15 protein-coding genes are annotated in these 17,503 nt (G+C 44.4%); 8 read left to right on the plus strand and 7 right to left on the minus strand.

Annotated elements, in window-relative coordinates; genetic code table 11:
* Nucleotides 1–110 precede the first annotated feature (110 nt).
* A complete protein-coding gene (locus MH215_RS26875; RefSeq protein WP_239294038.1) occupies nucleotides 111–2,867 on the plus strand; it encodes an endo-beta-N-acetylglucosaminidase in 2,757 nt (918 codons plus the stop codon).
* A gap of 158 nt (nucleotides 2,868–3,025) precedes the next feature.
* On the opposite strand, the gene MH215_RS26880 is transcribed toward MH215_RS26875, so the two are convergent.
* Nucleotides 3,026–4,561: a replication initiation and membrane attachment family protein gene (locus MH215_RS26880; RefSeq protein ID WP_239294039.1), complete on the minus strand. Its 1,536-nt coding sequence runs from the start codon at nucleotides 4,559–4,561 to the stop codon at nucleotides 3,026–3,028.
* A 412-nt stretch (nucleotides 4,562–4,973) separates the two neighbouring features.
* Nucleotides 4,974–5,267 (minus strand): YuiB family protein, encoded by a 294-nt coding sequence (locus MH215_RS26885; RefSeq protein ID WP_056702407.1) that lies wholly within the window; start codon nucleotides 5,265–5,267, stop codon nucleotides 4,974–4,976.
* Nucleotides 5,268–5,533: 266 nt separating this feature from the next.
* Between MH215_RS26885 and hemQ the strand changes: the two genes are divergently transcribed.
* Nucleotides 5,534–6,280 (plus strand): hydrogen peroxide-dependent heme synthase, encoded by a 747-nt coding sequence (gene hemQ, locus MH215_RS26890; protein ID WP_056702405.1) that lies wholly within the window; start codon nucleotides 5,534–5,536, stop codon nucleotides 6,278–6,280.
* Nucleotides 6,281–6,368: 88 nt separating this feature from the next.
* On the opposite strand, the gene MH215_RS26895 is transcribed toward hemQ, so the two are convergent.
* Nucleotides 6,369–6,617, minus strand: coding sequence for a hypothetical protein (locus MH215_RS26895; protein WP_056702403.1), 249 nt, complete (start codon nucleotides 6,615–6,617; stop codon nucleotides 6,369–6,371).
* A complete protein-coding gene (locus MH215_RS26900) occupies nucleotides 6,614–7,807 on the minus strand; it encodes an NAD(P)/FAD-dependent oxidoreductase (protein WP_239294040.1) in 1,194 nt (397 codons plus the stop codon). The genes MH215_RS26895 and MH215_RS26900 overlap by 4 nt, the downstream gene beginning before the upstream one ends.
* 567 nt (nucleotides 7,808–8,374) lie before the next feature.
* Between MH215_RS26900 and MH215_RS26905 the strand changes: the two genes are divergently transcribed.
* A complete protein-coding gene (locus MH215_RS26905; RefSeq protein ID WP_128103433.1) occupies nucleotides 8,375–9,376 on the plus strand; it encodes an NAD(P)/FAD-dependent oxidoreductase in 1,002 nt (333 codons plus the stop codon).
* A 150-nt stretch (nucleotides 9,377–9,526) separates the two neighbouring features.
* Nucleotides 9,527–9,778 (plus strand): hypothetical protein, encoded by a 252-nt coding sequence (locus MH215_RS26910; RefSeq protein WP_239294041.1) that lies wholly within the window; start codon nucleotides 9,527–9,529, stop codon nucleotides 9,776–9,778.
* Between the two features lie 22 nt (nucleotides 9,779–9,800).
* Here the strand turns inward: MH215_RS26910 and sda are convergent, their stop codons facing one another.
* Nucleotides 9,801–9,944 carry a sporulation histidine kinase inhibitor Sda gene (sda, locus tag MH215_RS26915; protein ID WP_024632651.1) on the minus strand — a complete coding sequence of 48 codons (144 nt, stop codon included), beginning with the start codon at nucleotides 9,942–9,944 and terminating at the stop codon, nucleotides 9,801–9,803.
* Nucleotides 9,945–10,295: 351 nt separating this feature from the next.
* Nucleotides 10,296–10,955: a YheC/YheD family protein gene (locus MH215_RS26920; RefSeq protein ID WP_239294042.1), complete on the minus strand. Its 660-nt coding sequence runs from the start codon at nucleotides 10,953–10,955 to the stop codon at nucleotides 10,296–10,298.
* Nucleotides 10,956–11,192: 237 nt separating this feature from the next.
* Here MH215_RS26920 and MH215_RS26925 point away from each other — a divergent pair, with 237 nt between their 5' ends.
* Together MH215_RS26925 and MH215_RS26930 are read left to right on the plus strand one after the other, a co-directional pair.
* On the plus strand, nucleotides 11,193–11,447 hold the full coding sequence (locus tag MH215_RS26925; RefSeq protein ID WP_239294043.1) for a hypothetical protein: 255 nt from the start codon (nucleotides 11,193–11,195) through the stop codon (nucleotides 11,445–11,447).
* A gap of 77 nt (nucleotides 11,448–11,524) precedes the next feature.
* Nucleotides 11,525–13,051: a Ppx/GppA phosphatase family protein gene (locus tag MH215_RS26930; RefSeq protein ID WP_056702385.1), complete on the plus strand. Its 1,527-nt coding sequence runs from the start codon at nucleotides 11,525–11,527 to the stop codon at nucleotides 13,049–13,051.
* Here MH215_RS26930 and ppk1 read toward each other — a convergent pair.
* The gene (ppk1, locus tag MH215_RS26935) at nucleotides 13,011–15,092 is read right to left on the minus strand and encodes a polyphosphate kinase 1 (RefSeq protein ID WP_056702382.1); all 2,082 of its coding nucleotides are present in this window, start codon (nucleotides 15,090–15,092) and stop codon (nucleotides 13,011–13,013) included. The genes MH215_RS26930 and ppk1 overlap by 41 nt on opposite strands.
* A 248-nt stretch (nucleotides 15,093–15,340) precedes the next feature.
* On the opposite strand from ppk1, the gene MH215_RS26940 reads away from it, so the two are divergent.
* Entirely contained in the window at nucleotides 15,341–15,568 is a 228-nt protein-coding gene (locus MH215_RS26940; protein WP_056702379.1) for a hypothetical protein, read from the plus strand.
* A 501-nt stretch (nucleotides 15,569–16,069) separates the two neighbouring features.
* Nucleotides 16,070–17,050, plus strand: coding sequence for a glycoside hydrolase family 53 protein (locus MH215_RS26945; RefSeq protein ID WP_239294047.1), 981 nt, complete (start codon nucleotides 16,070–16,072; stop codon nucleotides 17,048–17,050).
* The last annotated feature ends 453 nt before the right edge of the window (nucleotides 17,051–17,503 follow it).

Consider the following 17,503-nt stretch of genomic DNA (forward strand, 5'->3'; position numbering starts at 1 on the left):
TCTTTAATTTCGCCCTATTTGAAAACGCTTTTATACACTATCGTTAACCAGTAAGTTTAGCTTTCTGTAAAAGAAAGCCTTACATTCATCCCACTTGAAGGAGGAACAGCATGACACGTAAAATCAAACCGAAAGGCTTCATGCCCAAAGTAACGTCCATGATGCTCACAACTGCACTTCTCGGACAGGTTCTAGCCTCGTCTGTGTATGCAGGAGACACGCTCCCTTATACTGGCGAAAGTGCCAAGGGGGTTAATCAGCCCTATCAGCATGGGTATACCGCTGCTCAGATTCTGAACTGGACACCCGAAAGTGATATCTATGGAGAACTACTTCGTGCCCATGTTCCCTTGCAACCGCGTAATGAGGCATTTGCTGCCACACAAGCTTATCCCGAGCTTAATCCAGACACCCAACTATTCACGATGAGTGGTGATTATGGTAATGCCTTCTTTGATAGCACGCCATATACCAACGAATTCAGTCAATACCTCTTTAATTATTGGCAGTATACGGACTACTACAGCTACTGGCACGGCATGGCGTCAGCTGGAGTTCCTGAAGAGTTGTACGACCCAAGCAAGGAATGGACGGAAAAGTATTTTGAATTTGGCATTCTGAACATTCCCAACCCAGCGTACACCAACGCAGCTCACAAGAATGGCGTGAAGTCCATTGCTAACATCTTTTTCTCCGATAATGACCGCGGCCCTCAGACTTATAAACAAATGCTCATCCAAGACGAAAACGGTAACTTCCCTGTAGCTGAGAAATTAGCCGAGATGGCGGAATACTATAACTATGACGGATATTTCTTCAATCAGGAGGAGGTTGCCCGTGGTGTAGCTCCAGAGGATATCCCATCGTACAAAAAATTCATGAAGTATCTTAGAGATCAAGGTTTATATGTGCAGTGGTACGATTCCACTATTAATACAACCGGCAAAATTCAATATCAGAACGAGTTTAACGGACTCAACAGTCCCTTTGTCCAAGATTCGATTCTAGGTAGAGTCTCTGATTCAATCTTTTTGAATTATGTGTGGAACCACAATATGCTTCGCGATTCACGAGACCATGCCATCAGCCTAGGACTTGATCCACTAGAAACGGTATTCGCTGGTGTTGAAGGTGGGCATGACAAGTTTGGACGCTGGAAGCAATCCTATGATCTACGTAACAACTTGGATGAGAACGGCCAACCGATGAACAGCATTGCAACCTTAGGTGCAGACTTCACCCATAATGCTCTAGATGAGGAGATGGGTGACGGTAGCACCAATCATCGGGCAGAGGATGAGTACCAATGGATGACCTTTGTTCGTGATCGTGCTTGGTGGTCTGGTCCGAATCAGGATCCTACGAATGCACGGCGCAACGCCACAGCTAACCTTTCAGATGTGTATGCATCTGGTGCCAACTGGGATGGTATTGCCGCATACCTTACCGAGCGCTCCGTCATTGAAGGCTCCAACTTTGCAACCAACTTCAATACTGGGCATGGCCTACAGTATTATCTGAATGGTGCTGTATCCAATGATAAAGAATGGTCCAACATCAACATTCAGGACATTCCTGTCACCTGGCAATGGTGGATGGAAAGCCAAGGCAGCAAACTCAGTGTAGATTTCGACTATGGTCCAACCTATGAAAAAGGCACTAGATATAACTATGACACCATTGGCGCATTCCAAGGTGGCAGCTCTCTTGTTGTAAATGGTACACTCAGCGCAGACAACTTCCTTCGATTGTATAAGACTGATCTGTCCGTCAACGCGCAATCGAAACTGGACTTAACATATAACAAGCCGTCTACTGATGATGCTTCCTCTCTACGCGTAGGACTAATCTTCCAAGACGCACCCGAGAACGTAGTCTACGTTAATGTCCCTCATTCGGGGAAACGTACAGCAGGCTGGGAGACTGTTTCACTGGATTTAAATGCATATCAAGGTAAGACGATTGCCGCTTTTGGACTTTCCTTTGATCCGAACCATACAACCATTGAAAATTATCAGATGAACATTGGTCAGATCCGGATAACTGACGGTTCAGCGATTGTACCCGACGCTCCCAATGGATTCCATATTACCAAAGCGCTAACCAATACCGATGAACTGGTCGTCGCATGGGATATGAAGGACTATTCAGAGGTCAAGCAATATAATATATATGAAAATGGTGCATTTGTTGGCGGTGCTTATGATTCCACGTTTTACATTAAATCACTTCAACAGCGGTCTGGTGAACTATCCATACGAGCTGTAGGGGCAGACGGTACCGAGAGTGAAGAAGCCGTTCTACCTTATAATTTAAATACTGCAGTTCAAGATATTGACGTGAAGTTCCAGTCGAATGGTGATGCTATCGTTAGCTGGAAGAAACCTAAGAAATCTAAAGGTAATGATTCCATCCAGCTTACACTGGAAACGGAATATACCAATGAACCTTTTACTAAGACACTCCAAATTAAAAATAGCAAACCGTCCGCCAAACTGACAGGACTTCCGACCAATGGTGAACATTACGTATTAAATATCGCCGTTGGTGATCATGCTCCGGTAACCTATACTGGTAAACTGGCAGATCTCCAAGTTACCCCATACCCCAAAGATAAGGTTACAGTAAAAGAAGGAAAATACACACTTGCCTTGCCTGATCTGGAGGACTGGTACAAAATCTATGTGTATGAAAATGGAATAGCACGCGAATTTGGTGTCACTTATGTTACACAGAAGTTCCCGTATATCATTCGGGGCAGAACGAAGCTGAGTGAACTGACCTTCACACCAGCATCCAGTAATAGCTCATTGAAGCTGGTTATCGAAGATTACGCAGGCAATCAGGCGACAACGATTCTGAGGTAACATTGATCAGGATCGTCTGAGATATTGTTTGAACACCTTGTAATATAACGTGAGAAAACATACAGCCCTTCACTTCGATCAGGAAGTTGAAGGGCTGTATGTTGTGCTCTTATAATAGGCGGTTCCTCTCAGGAAGAAGCTGTCTTTAGAATATCCTGCTATGAAGTGCCTTTTTGTTTATTCGCCTGCATCTGCTGAGCGAACCTCATCATCTCTTCAAATTCTTCCTCAGACACGGCATCGCCGTCGGCTGTCATATCTTGCACAATCGGAATTTCCGGCTTGGCTTTGGCTCCTTTGCCGTATGTACGGGTACGGGTTCCTGCTGCACCAGAAGCCTGCTTGCCTTTCACCTTCGACTGATCGCGAATATATTGAACCGCCTTCTCGTACGAATTCACTTGCTTCAGCAGCATGTTGGACGCGATGGCCTCAACAAAATTACGGTTGATCCGTTGCTCACCGCCAGAGACAAGAAGCTGCATCAAGTAATGAATCAGTACATTAATGACTTCTCCTGGCAACTTGTAGCTTAGATCGATTTTCTCAAAAATATCAACTAGATTATCCGGTACTGCTCCAGGAAAAAATGTCTGAAGAAGTCGTGTATATGGTTCGTTACGCAACATCATATTATATTGGTGAATGTCACATTTGGTTGCGAATTGTGGAGGGACTTCAACGTAATACTCCATCTGCACCACATGCTCTACAGGTGGCTCCTCCGAATCACTCTGTTGCTCTGGTTCATCCAGATGCTGGCGAAGTGCAACGACCTTCGCTGCCTGCACAGTCTGCTGTTCCTGACGTTTCTTCGTCTGTCTGAACTGTAAGCTCGCCCTATGCTGAAGATCATCTAGAAGCAGTTGTCCCTGAGGACTGAAGATATCATCTTCATCCAATAAACGGCATACATCCTGCACACTGAGACTAAACTTGTTCACAACATAATTCACGATGCCAAGCTGTTCATGATCGAATCTCAGTTTCTCCACATGACGCCGATTCACAGATTCGCGTGGAAAACGTAAAATAATGTCGGCATAATTCAAGCTGTTCTCTTCTGCAGCAAGGGTTGTCCCGCTACGCTGAGCCGAAGTAGATACTTCGGACAAGGCTTGCTCCAACTCATAATCAATGACATGAGTATTGAGTTCAAATATATCGTAAAAAGGTACGGAAATATTCTCTTTATTCGCTGCCGGATAAGGCGCATCGCCATTCTCTACTGCCGAGAATCCAGAACGTAGGGAAAGCACAGCAAACTTGCCAATTTTGTCACGAAGCAGCAGTGTCAAATGCTGTGTACGGAAAAATTCCGAGGGCGACAGTGGTGGCTGCAGCTCATATTCATAAATGTAATCATCATTTTCCGGAATATATAAACGCGAGGTCTGAAGCAGACCTACAGCTTCCAATTTGGAAGCTTGTTCGATCAAATATTTACGCCCCTTCTCACTGGGCTCAAGCCCGAGCGTCATGAACAATCTTCGTTGTTGTTCAAGCGGGGAATAGCCAACCTGTTCACCGGGAAGATGCTGAAATAACAGTCGATACAAGCCAACCGCAAAGGCACCTACCATAGGCTGGTACGCTCCGGTAAGCATACGGTCATCCAGGGCACTAAGTCCAAACTCCCTGTATACGCAGTATCGATGATGTTCAGTATAATGCAGCAAATTCTTCATGCGCATGGCTTGATCTCCTTCTCCCCAAAAGTCATGTTCAAATATATGTTCAAAAGCGAATCTTTTGAATAGCCTCCAAAAGTGTGTTTATCTATTCTATCACAAATATAGAATGATCAAATGTTCAAAAACAGGTAAAAAACGAACCCGTTCTCGCTCCGTTTCGTCCTACGTCGACATCATTCACGTTTTCGTAGAGTTGCTAGAATACTATATAAATATGATACTGACAACACAAGTGAACATCTTGAGAACATACTCTTATATGTATATGAAGCTTTCTTTCTTCACTATTCCACTTTTTAGCCAAGCCAAAAAGCCCTTCCTTTCGCCCACGTAAGCGGTTACGATAAAGGTCAGAGCTTCTCATCTACATCCGTATGCAACGCCTCTTGATCATCTCTTAGAACAACATGTCTTAGAACATTTTGTACCCGCCTAGACGGAGTTTACGTATGGTCCAACCGCTGATGACGGCTCCAGCAAGACCAGCCACACCTGTGAGATAATCTACGATCTGAAATGATCCTAGATGTGACGTAAGCGGCACAGTCTGATCCCATAACGAATACACGACTATAGGCAGAATGACGATCACAAACAAGTATGAGGGAAACCAGGTTGTCTTCATCAACATATTCAGAATGAAACCGATCCCGAACATCATTACGAAAAATAATACCATTAATACCAGCACAGGTATAAACTGCATCGGGTGACGTTCACCTCATCTTTCGACCGACTCGTGTTACTGTCTAACTCGTAGTTAGTTTACCGTAAAAAATGTGGCGAAGCAACGAACTTTCTGGACAAATTTTCCTATCTTCACGTTCTGTTCATTTGCCCTTCTGCTTCTTGTTGGGATACAATGTAAACGATTAAGAAATTAACCATCCCTTATTGTGCGTGTTCAAAGCTGACTTTTGAATAACCTCTTATAGGGATTTGGAAATATATTCTGCAGGAGGAACAATACCCATGAACGAAGCAGCATCAACTCTGGAGGGCTGGTACGCCCTGCATGATTTCAGATCTATTAACTGGGCCGCTTGGAAAGCAGCCGACGACGAGGAGCGCGCTGTCGCTCTGGACGAGCTTCAAGAATTTTGGAAAGAATGGAAAGAGGTCGAGGACTCATCCAAAGGAAGCACCGTCGTGTATACCGTTGTTGGACAAAAAGCTGACCTGGTCATGATGCACCTACGTGAGACGCTGGAAGACCTGAAGGCGGTTGAAAATGCGTTCAACAAAACGATGTTCGCTCAATATACGACCAAATCTTATTCCTATGTCAGCGTAGTTGAGCTTAGTAACTACCTCGGCAAGGAAGGCGAAGATCCAATGCAGAACCCAGAGATCATCGCTCGCCTGAAACCTGTCCTGCCACAACGCCAATATATATGCTTCTATCCAATGAACAAAAAACGCGAGTTGAATGATAACTGGTATATGCTGTCCATGGATGAGCGCCGTACGATGATGCGCAGTCACGGCATGATTGGTCGCAGCTATGCGGGCAAAGTTAAACAAATTATTACCGGTTCTGTCGGATTCGACGATTGGGAATGGGGCGTTACCCTGTTTGCGGACGATGCATTGCAATTCAAGAAACTCGTTTACGAGATGCGTTTTGATGAAGTAAGTGCTCGTTATGGGGAATTCGGCTCCTTCTATGTCGGTAGTCTGCTGAATGAGTCATCACTGGAAGATATGTTGAAACTGTAAAATACACAAAGCACCGCGAAGCCATCCTTCATCAGAATGGAACGCGGTGCTTTTATTTCTTACTCGTAACGGTTGTAAGCTACACTATTCAATCCTCATCATCAACCGCTTTCAATGACTCCAGAAACTCAGCCGTTGCACGATCTCGGTCTCGGCTCTTCTCCTTCAGGCGCTCGATTGCAGGCAGTATAAGAATATCTACTTCTTTTTGCACGATATAGGCTAGATCATACTGATTCTGATCCTCCAGATACCCCCCAACCTGCATTAAGGCGTTATACCGATCCAGCTCATCCCTTGTTAATAGCCCTCGAACTTGAACACTGCAATGTCTCATCCAAAGAACCGCCCTTTCTTCAGAACCAGGGGAATGCCACCAATGATAAACAAATACCGGAGATCAACCAGTTTCTTCAGCTGTGCTGCTTTCCAGCCTTTATATTTCTTTCCGCCCACAACAGCGATTGCTTCACCTTTTCCTAAGGATGCCACCGTACCTTTGCTCGTAAATACAAAAGGCTGCCGCTCTTTTTTGCGAATGGTTGCAACGACATTGATCGCACAGTTCACTCCTTGTTGCATTGCAATCTGAGCTGTCGGAGGATAAGGACGCCCTTCCTCGTTGAATACAAGTGAGTTGTCACCAATCACATACACATCCTCATGACCAGGTGCACGCAGATATTCATCCACCTTCACCCGTCCACGCATAACTTCAAGACCTGCCTGCTCCAACAATGCATTCCCTCGAATACCACCCGTCCAAACGACGGTAGCAGCATCGATCTTTTCCCCTTCGCCGACAATAACTCCGTCAGGTAGACACTGTTTGATCGGAACGCCGATCTTGAAGGTAACTCCTTTTTTCTTCAGCACGTTCATTGCATGTTCAACAAGTTCTGGATCGAAGCCTGGTAGAGCTGAAGGCGCTGCTTCCACATTATAAATGTGTACATTTTTGGGATTCACGTCGAATTCTTTGCACAACTTAGGGATACGATCCGCAAGCTCAGCTACGAATTCAACACCACTGAAGCCTGCCCCACCTACAACGAAGTTGATTCGATTACGTTTGTTGTCATTTTTGTACATGGCAAATTGATATTCAATATGCTCACGAATCAATCTGACCGAGTTAATGCTGCGAATAGTCATTGCATGATCCAGCATACCTGGAATGCCAAACGTCTCCGGTTCACCGCCTAAACCAATAATGAGGTAATCATAGGATAATGTACCATCCTCCAAAATGATTTTGCGATCCTGTAAACGAATCTCTTTCACATTCGATTTGACCAAATCAATTTTGAATTCATCAATCAGCTTCGAAATGGAGACCCTTGCGTGTTCAATTGTATCTGTACCGGCTGCCGGCATATGTAGATGTGTAGTTATATAGTGATAATCATGCCGATTCACTAATGTGACGTCGGCCTCGTTATAATTTAATTCTTTCTGAAGCCTTTGGGCTGTCAGGATTCCGCCATAACCCGCGCCAAGGATGACGATTTTGGGAATACTGCTCATGTCTTTACCCCTTCCGGTTTCGCTCGCATCAGCCATTCGTGTGGATCATTACAACATGCATTTAATTAAAAATATGGATGAGGTCTTATCCATTATGACGACAAATGTTAACTTCGCGAATTTATTTGAATTTTTACTCCAGCATTCTACAACAATTTATATTGTCATGCGAAAATTGTATTTTAAATGGAAGAACCACTCATGGAGCTCCACAAAATTGTGAAATTATACACAAGATTCAACATGTTGTACTTATTCTTCAACCCACAAAAAAAGAAGATTTATATTAGACAAAAAAACACATAGTACAGGTCAAGGATATCTGTATTTCTGGTAAAGATCAAGGGTTTTTTTGTTATTTTTCATAACCTTTCATTTCCAATTTCACCCTATTCTCATGTGATCTTCATCATTTCTTCTCAGATTAGTGATGCAGCTAACTTTGCAACCCAGAATACACCGTTTATAATAGGAAAGACAGTTCGGTACCTACGCTGGTTACAATATGTATCGTGCATATTTCTTCCTGCTAACTACCTATTAAAATACGAAAGGTGTTGTTGATTGTTGACTGCACAAACTAACGGTCATGAAATGACTGATTTACTTATTATTGGTGGCGGCCCTGCAGGACTATTCGCCGCATTTTATGGTGGAATGCGGCAAGCTTCCGTTACTCTGGTTGAAAGTATGCCCCAGCTGGGTGGACAACTTGCAGCTTTGTATCCGGAAAAATATATCTATGATGTGGCTGGATTCCCGAAAGTCACTGCTCAAGAACTCGTAAACAACCTGATTGAGCAAATGAGTCACTTCAACCCGAATATCCGCCTTGAAGAAAAAGTGGTATCCGTGGAGAAAAAAGAAGAACAGCATTTCATCGTAAAGACCGATGAGAATGAATATCATGCCAAAGCTGTTATCATTACAGCGGGTGTAGGTGCATTTGAACCACGTCGTTTGGAGCTTGAAGGTGCAGCGAAGTTCGAAAAAACGAACCTGCACTACTTCATCAGCGATCTTAATGCCTTTGCTGGCAAAAAAGTACTCATCAGTGGTGGTGGAGACTCCGCTGTAGACTGGGCACTTATGCTCGAGCCGATCGCAGAGCAAGTAACTCTGATCCATCGTCGTGATAAATTCCGCGCACACGAGCACAGTGTAGAGAACCTCATGAACTCTAAGGTTAATGTGGTTACACCTACCGAGATCACTGAGCTTCACGGGGATGAAACGATCACTAAGGTTACGCTTGCTCATGTCAAAACGAAGGAAACTCAAGAAATCGAAGTAGATGACGTCATCGTCAATTTCGGTTTTGTGTCCTCCCTCGGTCCAATCGCAGAGTGGGGTATCGAGATTGATAGCAACTCCATCGTTGTTGACTCACGGATGGAAACATCAATCCCAGGTATCTTCGCAGCCGGCGATATCACAACGTACCCTGGTAAGCTTAAACTGATTGCCGTAGGATTTGGTGAAGCGCCAACAGCAGTCAACAACGCCAAGGTATACTTCGATCCAGATGCTAAATTGTCCCCAGGACATAGCAGTAACATGAAACGCTAATCCGTTCGGACAGACCAAATAAATCAAGTTAAAAAAGGATCGTTATCCTTACTGAGAAGCACTAGGGTAATTGCAGACTACTTGAATAACATAAAAGCTACAAAAAAGGGTATCTTACTCCTGAACACTACATATTCAGGAGGGATACCCTTGTCTTATATATGCCCGCTGTGTAACGGTCTGGTTGTACCCGAGCAGGCTTGTCCCCACTGCCTTCAGGGACTATCAGAATGCGGCAAATTAAACGACTACACCGGACCATATAGTCCTTATGCGACTTCAATTACTTCCAGCACTTCAGATGAAGAAGGAAGCAGTTGCATTCATCTCATGTACTGTCACCACTGTCAGACAGGCACTATACAGCCTGTCGCAATGTGGGACATGTCCGGAAACCTGTAAACATTGCCTGCAATGAGGATCTCTAGTGAAGAATGGCAGATACGTCAGTACCCAGTTTGCGCTTATGAATTTCTGCCAAAAGCAGCGCGATGAAATCTCTCTCGAGATCAAGTTCAATCGCCTTATGGTAGGAATCCAACAACATCTCATCGGATAACATAGCCATTTCCCGCCACAACCTTTCCTTTATTTTCCTCAAAACTATCATATCAGAGATTCATATAGAGAACAAGCGTTCTGTTATCCACAAGGTTTTGTGGAAATCCTGTGCATAGTTTGTTGATAAATGGTAAAAATGTTGATTAAACAACGTGTATAATGTGGATAGTATTTATGCACAGGATTCGTCCGTTTCTACCAGAACGTTTAACATCGAATTTTTTTGGCAATAATTCATAGTTTCAGGAGTAGTTGCGTGTACTTTACCCGAAGTGATGTCATTTCAAACGTTTTCTCACAGTTTTATCTACTAATATTATCGGATTCACATTTGGATTTATTTAGTGTTTTTCACAATTCACTGGGGTCTGGTATTCACTTCAAGAATCCATATCTTTCCGCTGTAATCTAGACCGTAATCAAACCCAAGCTGTCCTACCCCTGGAAATTGAACTTCCATAATACGTGTACATGTGAGGGTTAAAGCACGCATTTCACGACGTTTATGTCTGCTCGAGATATGAGGGAGTGACATCTGTAGTGCTCTTCTGCCAGACAGCATGGTTCCTCCCTTGCTTATATTGGTAACGCACAGCCCTGGACGAGCCAAACGTCCCACTACTGCTCGGAAAACCCAACCTCGTTCAGTCTTAACTACTTTCACCCTGTAATCTACAGGTCTACCTTGAATCGTAGCTAAATGGATTCCTTGTTGAATCAAGTATCTGCGTTTAGCTTTTACTCGCATTAGAGAACGATACATCTGACCGTAGTTGGTAAATGATCTTGTTACTTTCATATGGGTATAACGATAACTTCCTCCGCTTGTGGATACTCTGATTACACCGTAACCTCCTCCACCCACAATCGGTTTAATATATACCATGCCATAACGGCCAAGCATAAGTTGTAGATTTCTTGCATTGAACGCCATCGTCTGTGGAATATGAACGGCTGCTACTGGATATTTCAATAGGGCTGCTGTCTTTAGCCACTTGCTCGCAAGTTGTCTCGACATCGACTGATCTCCTTTCCTGTGCCATGGTTCTTCTTTATACATACTCAACAGGAGACCTCTTTTCTTGGATGTCTGTCCAAGGCTAAGGCCCCTTTTGTAGTGAAAAAGTCTATAGGCTTGTTCAAGGAAACGGACAGACGCCCGGGTTGCTTTTCAAACGCTTCAATCTGTCGTATGCTACTAAAGAATGGTTTAGCAAGGCTTAAATATGAGGGTCTAAGGAGCGTTCAGAAGAAAATGGAGTCATTTTTCGAATCACTATACGGCGTAGCCTATGTTGCAATGTCCATCGTTCTGGTAGCTGTAACTATACTGCTGTTTGTAACAGGCATTCGACTGTTTATGAAGAAACGTAACCGCGGCTTTGCCCTAAGCTGTATTCTATTTGCTTGTTTTATCGTCTTCATCATTGTTGTCATGCTAACTACGCCCTTCTCCGCCACGCCTCCAGGCTCACCGGAAGCTTTGGCAGCACTGCTTCATTTCGGGTAGATCACCTCTAAATAGAGGTTGTTCAAAAATTCTAGCAACCAACCTTTTTGAACACAAACTGATAGAAGGAGATGCATATGAAAGAAAACGAAACGCTTGGCATTATCGATATTGGCTCGAACTCAATCCGTCTTGTCATCTACGAACTGGATCAAGATGGAGCATACCGGAATATCCATGAAGATAAATATGCTGCTCGCCTGAGCAATGCAGTTGAAGCAAACGGACAGATTCATCGTCCTTCATTGGATAAGGCTATTACCGTTTTGAAGCAATTCAAGGCGAAATGTGAAGCATTCCAAACTAATCGTATCCGCGCCGCGGCTACCGCAGCTATTCGTAATGCTACGAATGCTCAAGAGATTATCGGGTGGATCGAACAGGAAACAGGACTTGAAGTTGAATGTGTATCCGGAGATCAAGAGGCCTATTATGGATTCCTTGGGGTCATCCAGTCCATTGATCTGGCTGATGGTTATGTCGTGGATATTGGCGGCGGCAGTACAGAGATCACAGTATTTCGAGACAGAAAAAGACTACATAGCATCTCCCTTCCCATCGGTGCTGTTAATTCCTATGCACGCTATGGTGGCGAGGATACTTGGTCAAACGATCATATTGAGGCACTATGTAATCAAGTTGCTGAGGCACTAAGCGAACATGATTGGGTCAGACAGCATCCTGGACTTCCCTTAATCGGTCTTGGTGGCACCATGCGTACCTTGGCCAAAATTGAGCAAAAGCGAACGCAATATTCGTTGCCTGTAAGCCATCACTACGAGATCAGCGCTGCTTCTATGGATAACATGTGCAAATCCCTGCCTCATCTCACTTCAGCACAGCGCAAAAAGGTACCGGGTCTAGCCAAGGATCGAGCAGATATCATCGTTCCAGGCATTCTTATTCTACGTACGGTCTTCGATATGATCCAAGGGGATCATTATGTGGTTAGTGGAGCAGGCTTGCGTGACGGAATCCTTCGAGATTTGATGTCACCGCTATGTCCTGAAGCACCTAATGCACTAGAAATCAGCGTTCGTAATTTCATCCATTTTGGCCCCCCGGTTCCTGAGAAGCATCTGAAACGCGTGCATCAGGATGCGGTTGTTCTATACCGTGCATTAAAGGGTGAAGCTCCAGAACCAGCGGATGCACGGATTCTATATACAGCCTCCATGCTGCATGGCGCAGGTAAGCAGATCAATTATTTCCGGTATACCCAGCACTCCTCCTATTGGATTATGAATGCAGGGATTTACGGACTTTCTCACCGAGAGACGGTGCTGACTGCAATTGCAGCTGATTACCACCCCAAAAAAAGAACGCCCCAATTGCTGAATAAGCATAAGGACATTCTAAATGATTCAGATGAGCGTCATGCCCATCGACTCGGCTCGATTTTACGTGCCTCGGAAGCCATTAATCGCTCAGAGAGTATCTCTGCTGTTACGGCCACGACAAAAAACGGCTCGCTGCAGATGCATTTCATCTGTGCAGCAGAGCCGTTAATGGAACTTAGCGGTCTAGAAGATGCCCTCAAAGATCTGGAAGAGGCTTGGGGAGTTACGTCAGTATACTCCATTCAGCAGGCTTCCAAGGAATAATACCCATTGCCTCCGTCTGACTTCTCAGCGGGGGTTTTTCGTTTTTTACAAATACATAGTTACCGCCAGGCATAAGCTCTCTAGCCTTGACGTTATCGTTAAGAGATAAGTTCAGAATGTCGACCAGCATTCGCTTCAGTTCAGGATCAAACACCGGACACATCAATTCAATTCTACGTTGCAGATTTCGTGTCATCCAATCCGCACTGGAGAGAAATACATCCGGGTTGCCGGCGTTCTCAAAATAGAACAACCTTGAATGCTCCAGGAAACGATCTACAATACTGATCACGCGAATATTCTCACTCAATCCCTCTACCCCAGGGCGTAAACAACATACGCCGCGCACAATGAGGTCAATCTGCACACCAGCTTGAGATGCAATATACAACTCATCAATCATATCCTGGTGAGAAAGTGAGTTGATTTTGGCAATGATTCGAGCCTTGCGCCCTTGCTGAGCATGTTCTCTCTCTCGGCGAATCAGAGCAAAGAGCTCATCCTTCATGCCGTCCGGCGCCACTCTAAATGCTTGTAATGCCTTAGGTCCAGAATATCCCGTAATTTCATTAAATAGTCCTGACGCATCCTCACCAATGATCGGATTGGATGTGAACAGCCCTACATCTGTATATACTTTGGCGGTACTCTCGTTATAGTTACCTGTTCCAACGTGAACATAACGTCGTACGCCATGTTGTTCTCTTCGTACCACAAGAATAATTTTGGCATGGGTCTTCAAACCAACTAGTCCATAGACGACGTGACACCCTGCCTTCTCCAGCTTACGAGCCCAAGCAATGTTACGTTCTTCATCGAAGCGAGCCTTCAACTCTACAACGACCGTAACCTGCTTTCCACTCTCTGCCGCCAAAGCTAGCGCTGGTATTAAGCGAGAATCACCGTTAACCCGATATAATGTCATTTTGATCGCCATTACTTTTGGATCTTCCGAAGCTTCCAATATAAAGTCGGTAACAGGCTCAAACGATTCATAGGGATGATGAACAAGTACATCCCGTCTACGCAATAATTCAAAATGGCTTTCACGTGGAAGGAACTCAGGCGGATACACCGGTTTGACAGGGCTATATTTCAGATGAGTAAATCCTTCCAAACTATCCACAAATCCAGCCAGGAAACTTAGGTCTAGTGGTCCATCAATCTCGTATACCGGATCTTGGATCTCGAATTCTTCCTGCAACTCATCCAGGGCATCTTGTCTAAAATCCTTGCAGACTTCCAGTCGTACTGGTGATCCCCGGCGTCTACGACGCAGTTCTTTCTCAATCGCTTCAAGTAAATCTTCAGCCTCTTCTTCATTAATGGATAAATCCGCATTACGAGTTACCCGGAACTCTTGTACAGCAAGCGGTACATATCCGCTGAAGAGCGTATGAATATGATGCTTGATTAGATCTTCAATCAGAATGAACGTTTTCTTTTTACTATTGGCTCGAAGTGGAATAGGCACAACCCGTGGCAGATTAGAAGGCACCTGAACAATCGCCAAGAACGGCTCGTCCTCTTGCTCCCCTTCCTTCTGCAACATCACGGACAGATATACCGATTTATTGTGTACCAATGGAAATGGACGACTCTGGTCAATTGCCATAGGGGTTAATACAGGAAAAATAATCTCGTGATAATACTGATCCATCGCACGCTGCTGCGTCGCATTCAAATCAATATATTCTTGTAAAACGACACCCTTTTTGGCGAGGAGACGAATGAGCTCCCGATAGGTTTTATACTGCTCGGTAACCATCGCTCCAGTTCGTTTAATCAGTCTTCGATATAAACCAGCAGGGGTATACCCCGAGAAATCTTTTTGCGTAAATCCAGCTTTGATCTTTTCTTTGGTCTCTGCTACCCTTACACTCATGAACTCGTCCAGATTGCTAGCGACAATACCGAGAAATCTTAAACGCTCCAATAAAGGAGTTGTCTGATCTTGAGCCTCTTGAAGTACACGTCGATTGAATTCGACCCAACTTAAATCACGGTTAACATAGTTGCCTGTTTTGATATCTCTATGCATGAATGCCCCTCCGAATATGTTGCATATCAATCCTTGGTTAGATGTTCTTCACTAATTGTACTATCCGTGATTGGATATAAGCGTCAGCGCAATGTAAATGCAGTGTAAAATTTATGTAAATGATACCTGATTAACCGAACTTTTTCCATCCCTTTACAAAGATCAGCAGACAGAGTAAAGTGATGTACAGTGTGAAATAGGTCGGCAACTGTCCTCTTATAAATAAGCATATCTTAAAGGAGTATATAATGAAATCGAACAAACCAAGAACGTTACAAAAAAATATAGAATTTTTCACTGCAGCCCTCTCCCAATGTGTCGTAACAGCATGGCAGGAGGATCCAGCAGGCGTATACTGTGAGGTTGGCCGGGGAATCGTCGAACGCATCGGTGAAGAGAGCGTACGTATTCGCAATGATAATGGTACGAAGAGTCATTATGCGCGCGATATTACGATGTTCCAAACGGAGAAATAAAGCTTCGTTGAATGAGTTACCACTGCATTGCTAATGGTGTCATTAGGCACCTTCGTGAGCCATAGCAGATATTTGTAATTTCTCCTAAAAAAAGATGATAAAAAGACTAGCTTTCCGAAACAAAGTGTTGTATACTCTTGCCACAAGGAAAGGAGGTGCGTCAACATTTCTAATCACATGTTGAACGTGTCCCTTACCCGATCCACTAGCTCAAAATAAAAGAGCCTAGTTGGAGGCGCGGGATACGGATCAATGTTTCAAAAAGCGCCACGGGTAGAAAAGCCGTCTTCGGACGGCTTTTTGTTTGCCTTTTTTTCGTAGAAAAGTTGAGAAAACAACCAAAATATTGGAAATAAACCCTATAGTTTAACAATCCACCCCCACTATAATTAGGACGTATCTTAGATACCCAATACAAGGAGGGATTTTGTAATGTTTAAATTTGTAAGGGGTTTCAAAAAATCCATTGCTTTGGCTTTTGTGCTGTTGTTCACCTCCATTATGCTGCCTCCTGGTCAGCAAGTTAGCGCGGCACCTAGTTTTGCCAAAGGTGCGGACATTAGTTGGGTTCCCGGGATGGAAGCCCAAGGTTACAAATGGAAAGATAAGAACGGTGTTCAGCGAGACATCATTGATATTTTGAAAAAAGATTATCAGATCAATTCGGTTCGCATCCGCGTATTCGTTAATCCTTCAAATGATTATGGTAACGGTTACATGAATAAGGATCGTGCTGCTTCTCTGGCGCAACGTGCCAAAAATGCAGGCATGAGCGTAATGTTGACGCTACACTACAGTGATTCTTGGGCAGACCCGGGCAAACAGACCAAACCGGCTGCGTGGAAAAACTATACCTTCCAACAGCTGATGGACGCTGTCTGGAATCATACACGCGATGTAATGACTACGATGCAAAGTAAGGGCGTGACTCCTGACTGGGTACAGATCGGTAATGAAACGAATAACGGTATGTTATGGGAGGATGGCAAAGCCTCCAACAATATGAAAAACTACGCATGGCTTGTGAATACAGGTCATAACGCTGTAAAGTCCATTAGCAGCGGCACCAAAACAGTGGTTCATCTCGCCAATGGGGACGATAATAATCTGTATGTATGGAATATTGGAGGTCTGATCAGCAACGGTGCTAATTTTGACATGATTGCTATGTCCCTGTACCCTTCTCCATCCGGATGGAATACTGCAGTAACCAATACGATAAACAATGCCAAAAATCTGATTACTCGTTATGGTAAGGAGATCATGATCTCCGAAATCGGTATGGATAACAATCAACCGGCAATTGGAAAGAGTTTGGTGGCATCGATGAAAAATCAAATTCGTAATTTACCGAATGGCAAAGGTAAAGGTGTGTTCTACTGGGAGCCTCAGGCCACACCAGGTTATAACAGTGGCTACGGCAAAGGCGCTTGGCAGGCTAATGGTGTGCCAACCATAATCATGGAAGGGTTTATCGACTAAGCCACGGGAGCAGAAGTAGGGTTTGAGTAGCATGGTGGCGTTCCGGGGACGGATCGTTCTTTCGATCGCTGGTTGTCCCCCGATTTCTTGAATTCCCCTCGTAAGGGGGAAATCCGGCGACAAACGCGACCGCTCCGCTTCTCCAGAATCAATTCCGTCCCCTCCACTACGTTGCTGCTCATGGCTACTTCTGCAATCCATGTTGAGTCGATTATTGGAGTAGTAGGGTAGATCTGGAGCAGCTTGGTGGACGTTTCGGGGATGGATTGTTCTTCCGATCGCTGGTTGTCTCCGGATTTCTTGGATTCCCCTCGTAAGGGGGAAATCCGGGAACAAACGCGACCGCTCCGCTTCTCCAGAATCAATTCCGTCCCCTCCACTACGTTGCTGCTCATGGCTACTTCTGCAATCCATGTTGAGTCGATTATTGGAGTAGTAGGGTAGATCTGGAGC

The organism is Paenibacillus sp. ACRSA (genome assembly GCF_022346845.1).
GTDB lineage: Bacteria > Bacillota > Bacilli > Paenibacillales > Paenibacillaceae > Paenibacillus.